The sequence below is a fragment of the Methanocrinis sp. genome (assembly GCF_049974945.1).
Classification (GTDB): domain Archaea; phylum Halobacteriota; class Methanosarcinia; order Methanotrichales; family Methanotrichaceae; genus Methanocrinis.
The window spans coordinates 1,689-5,697 of sequence record NZ_JBNGCU010000099.1 but is presented as its reverse complement, the minus strand read 5'-3'; the positions used below and the strand labels follow the sequence as shown (position 1 = coordinate 5,697).

At 58.8% G+C, this 4,009-nt stretch carries 5 protein-coding genes; all 5 read right to left on the bottom strand.

Translation table 11 applies throughout. The features are described from left to right. Positions 1-245: 245 nt before the first annotated feature. The 5 genes from ACP5EL_RS08770 to sfsA all read right to left on the bottom strand — a co-directional run bounded on the left by ACP5EL_RS08770 (position 246) and on the right by sfsA (position 3,944). Positions 246-1,598 carry an energy-coupling factor ABC transporter ATP-binding protein gene (locus ACP5EL_RS08770; RefSeq protein WP_428402129.1) on the bottom strand — a complete coding sequence of 451 codons (1,353 nt, stop codon included), beginning with the start codon at positions 1,596-1,598 and terminating at the stop codon, positions 246-248. Between the two features lie 8 nt (positions 1,599-1,606). Continuing rightward, entirely contained in the window at positions 1,607-2,392 is a 786-nt protein-coding gene (cbiQ, locus tag ACP5EL_RS08765; protein ID WP_428402128.1) for a cobalt ECF transporter T component CbiQ, read from the bottom strand. A 3-nt stretch (positions 2,393-2,395) separates the two neighbouring features. Continuing rightward, the gene (locus ACP5EL_RS08760) at positions 2,396-2,692 is read right to left on the bottom strand and encodes an energy-coupling factor ABC transporter substrate-binding protein (RefSeq protein ID WP_428402127.1); all 297 of its coding nucleotides are present in this window, start codon (positions 2,690-2,692) and stop codon (positions 2,396-2,398) included. Beyond that, on the bottom strand, positions 2,689-3,387 hold the full coding sequence (locus ACP5EL_RS08755) for an energy-coupling factor ABC transporter permease (protein WP_428402126.1): 699 nt from the start codon (positions 3,385-3,387) through the stop codon (positions 2,689-2,691). The genes ACP5EL_RS08760 and ACP5EL_RS08755 overlap by 4 nt, the downstream gene beginning before the upstream one ends. Positions 3,388-3,467: 80 nt before the next feature. Then, positions 3,468-3,944, bottom strand: a complete 477-nt coding sequence (gene sfsA, locus ACP5EL_RS08750) for a DNA/RNA nuclease SfsA (protein ID WP_428402131.1) — start codon at positions 3,942-3,944, stop codon at positions 3,468-3,470. Positions 3,945-4,009: the final 65 nt, after the last annotated feature.

Genomic DNA, 4,009 nt, shown 5'->3' with positions numbered 1-4,009 from the left:
GTAAACTAATTTTCACTAACCCCCACTCCCCTACCCGCTCACACCTACTTTTACGGCTTTGTAACAACAGCAAGCCTCATAAGCCCCCACGAGACCCATATTAATATTTCCATTAATTAGACTCCATTAATTCTATGGTGGAGCATAACATATGTATAATATATGTTAAGACAGCTCTCATAGCTGCTCACTTATCGATCTAAAAAGGTCCTGCCAAATTGAACTCGCGAGACGATCATGGAAGGTCAGGGTTCCTTCCCGCCGTCGGCATGGACAGCCTCTGATCGTTTCGTTTTTGGTGGAGTCTCGCCGTTGAAGACGACGACCTCGATCCTGATCCCGCTCTGGTTGCTGTAATCCTCGATGCGCCTTCTGGCGTGCTCCACCATGCCGCCGTTGGTGAGGATCAGAACTTCGTCTCCGCAGAGGGCTCTCAGGATCGTCCTGTCTATGACGTTCGAGGCGATATCCGCAGGGATGCCGTGCATCTCGGCAAAGGACCTGCTCCTGGTTCCCATCACCCCCACAAGGTCGACCTCCCCCAGAAGCCTCGCCAGGTCGTCGGTGTCCTGACGGTCCATGTTGTAGACGATGACGCCCCCAATCCTGATCGACCTCACCGTCGTCTCCACCACCGCCCTCCCTCTCTCATGGAGGTGGATCACTCTCACCTGCTCGGATCGGCCAGAGTCAGATGTTGAGTTCTCGCCCCCACCTGGAGATATCGTCTCACCCACCACCGTTCCCGGAGGAACCACCATCCATCGGAGGTCTGGCGGAGTGAGGTGGCCGACCAGCTCGGGCACGCTCCTGGGCCTTTTTCCGAGGGATGCAAGCTCTCGTTTTGAGATCTCGTCGTAGACCTCCATTATGAGGGGCTGTCTCAGCCCGGACTCGCAGATAAGCCTTGAGTTTCCGAAGATCTCCTCGGGCCTGCCCTGATCTGCGATCCTCCCGTCGGCCAGGAGGTAAACCCGGTCAGACCACCGATAGGCGAGGTCGACGTCGTGGGTTGATATGATTATCGTGGTGCCCCTCTCATTCAGCTCTTCGAGAAGCTCCATCACCTCTTCTGAGCCCGCGGGGTCCAGGTTGGATAAAGGCTCGTCGAGGATCATCACCTCCGGGTCCATCGCCATCACCCCGGCGATGGCCGCCCTCTTCTTCTGGCCGCCGGATAGGTGGTGGGGGGGTCTATCTTTCAGCCTCTCGATCCCCACGTACTCGAGGGCCGTATCGACCTTTCTTTCCACCTCTCCCTTCGGAAGGCCGAGGTTCGTTGGGCCGAATCCCACGTCCTGGCGGACGGTGGGAGCGAAGAGCTGGTCGTCGGAGTTCTGAAAGACTATGCCTACCTTCTTCCTCGTCTCCCGGAGGGAGCGGGCATCGTATCTGAGGGGCTGGTCATGGAGGAGGACCTCGCCCTCAGAGGGCCGGAGCGTCCCGTTCAAAAGGAGAAATAGGGTGGACTTTCCTGAGCCGTTCGGTCCGACGAAGGCTATCTTCTCGCCCCTCTCGATCTTTAGGTCGACCCCTCGGATGGCAGAGGTTCCATCGGGATAAAAGTAACTGAGATTTCTCGTCTCAAGCAAGGTCATGGTTATCCTCAGAATATGGAGGCTCCTCGAGAGAGGTATGCCAGAGCTGCTATGAACGTGACGTAGACGGAGGCTGCCAATAGCTCCTGGACCTTTATCGGTCGGCTCTCCTCAAAGAGGGTGAGCCTCCCGTCGTAGCATCGCGCGTCCATGGCGGTGTAGAGCTTCTCTCCCTGCTCCATGGTTCGCAGAAAGAGGGATCCTGCCATCATCGAGAAGGAGTTGATGGAGCTACGAAGCCCTTCGTATCCTAGCCTCGTGACCTGGGCATGTCTCATCCTGATCGCCACCTCGAGGAAGACGAAGATGTACCGGTAAATCATCATCGAGAGCTCGACGAAGGAGTCGGGCATCTTCAAAGCCTTCAGGACCGCGAAGAGCTCCACCATAGGCGTCGTCAGGGCCAAAAAGAAGAGGCAGCACATCCCGCTGAGGGTCCTGGAGATGACGAGGACCGCAAGCTCCGCCCCCTTGGCGCTCGCCCCGATCCTGTGGCCAAGAAGATTCAGGGAGAAGACCTCGGGGCCGGATCCGAAGAAGAGGAGAATGATCAGAACCCCGAAGAGGGCGAAGCCCAGGGGGGCTGTGGCCAGCTCCGCGTAGAACCTGGCGGGGACCTTCCCCAGGCGGATCGTGGCGAGGCTCATGGAGAGGGCGATGAAGATCGGGGCCACGGGCGAGGTGGAGGAGACGCCGACGAGGAGGGCCGCGATCACGAGAGCCAGCTTCAGCCGGTTGTTTCTGGTCCGCAGGGGGCTGTTGAGGGCGTACTCGTCCAGGAGGGCGTGATGCAAAGCTCATTCCTCGGGTCTTTTTCGAGATTCTCTTCCCCGGTAGTAGCCGAAGAAGTATCCGATGATGATCGCTCCGATCGCCGCCTGGAGGCTGAAGAGGAGGCTCTCTATCTCGCCGCTTGGCGGCTCCCAAAAGGGCTCAAACCACGGCTCGTAGGTGCCCCCGGTCATCTCTTCGATCACCCCTTCTGCCTCGCCGTCGGCTCCGCCCCACTCCGCCCCGGTATTGGTGGCGGCGACGTAGAGGAAAAGGGCGAAGAATAAGACGATCACCGCTCCGGCTATCATCTCCCCTCTCATGTCGAGATCGCCTCCCTCAGCCTTCCTAGCCTCTTCTCGTCGATCACTTTCAGTCTAACCATCACCTCTCCTTTCACCTGGATTATGTACTTGAATATCAGGGCAGTTACAACCCCCTCCACTATGGCCAAAGGCACCTGGGTTACGGCGAAGACCGTCCCGAAGGCGCCAAAGGACCCGACTACGCCGCCGGTCGCCGAGGGGAAGGCGAGGGCGAGCTGGAGGGATGTGATGAGGTAGGTGGCCCAGTCGGCGAGAGAGGCCGCAAGGAAGATGGAGAAGTAGAAGTTGAGGTTCGATCTCGTGCAACCCTTATAGACCAGATAGGCGACCGCCGGCCCCGCGATCCCCATGGAGAATACGTTCGCCCCGAGGGTCGTGATCCCGCCGTGGGCGAGGAAGAGCGCCTGGTAGACGAGGACTATCAGGCTCAGAACCGCGGTGATGGCGGGACCGAAGAGGATCGAGCCCATCCCCGTCCCGGTGGGGTGGGAGCTGGAGCCGGTCACTGAGGGGAGCTTGAGGGAGGATAAGACGAAGATGAAGGCCCCGGCGAGGGCCAGGAGCGGCAGCGCCTCTCTCCTCTCCTTCACCAGCCTGTTCATCATGTAAATCCCGTAGGCTACGACGGGGAGGGAGAGGGCGTACCATACCTCCCACCAGGGATGAGGCAGAAAACCTTCCATGATATGCAAAAGATCACTTCCTGTTCGTGGGATCGGTTACTCTTCCCCGGCTTGGGCATCATGTCATATAAAGTTTGCTTGAAATGGCATCAATTAACTTTATTTGAGGCGGAGAGGTCGACGGGAACCTCGCTCATCATCTCCACCCTTCTCTCACGGTACCGGGCGGCCAGAGCGATCGCCTCCACACCTTTTGCTGCCGCCTCCCGGAGGGTGGTCCCGAAGTCGGGGTCGGTCCCGTCGTTGGGCCTTGAGAGCTCAGCGTCATCCCTCTGGATGACAAAGACGATGGAGGCCCGGTATCCCTCTCCTACGGCCCTCGCTAGCTCCGAAAGGTGGCGGCGCCCCCTCTCGGTGGGGGCGTCGGGAGAGAGGGCGATCCCCTCTCTCACCAGGGTGCAGCTTTTGACCTCCACAATACAGAATCCGTTGCCTGCAAGGAGGAAGTCTAGCCTGCTCCTGCCGTAAAAGGGCTCAGATCTCACGAGCTCGTATCTCGAAAATTGCGGCAACTTTCCGGAGCTGAAGGCTTCTTTCATGACTTGGTTAGCAACTCGCGAGTCCACCACCACCGTCCCGGATTTTTTGCGGGACGGAGGAGCTCCGCACCGGGGACGAGAAGCTCCTTCAG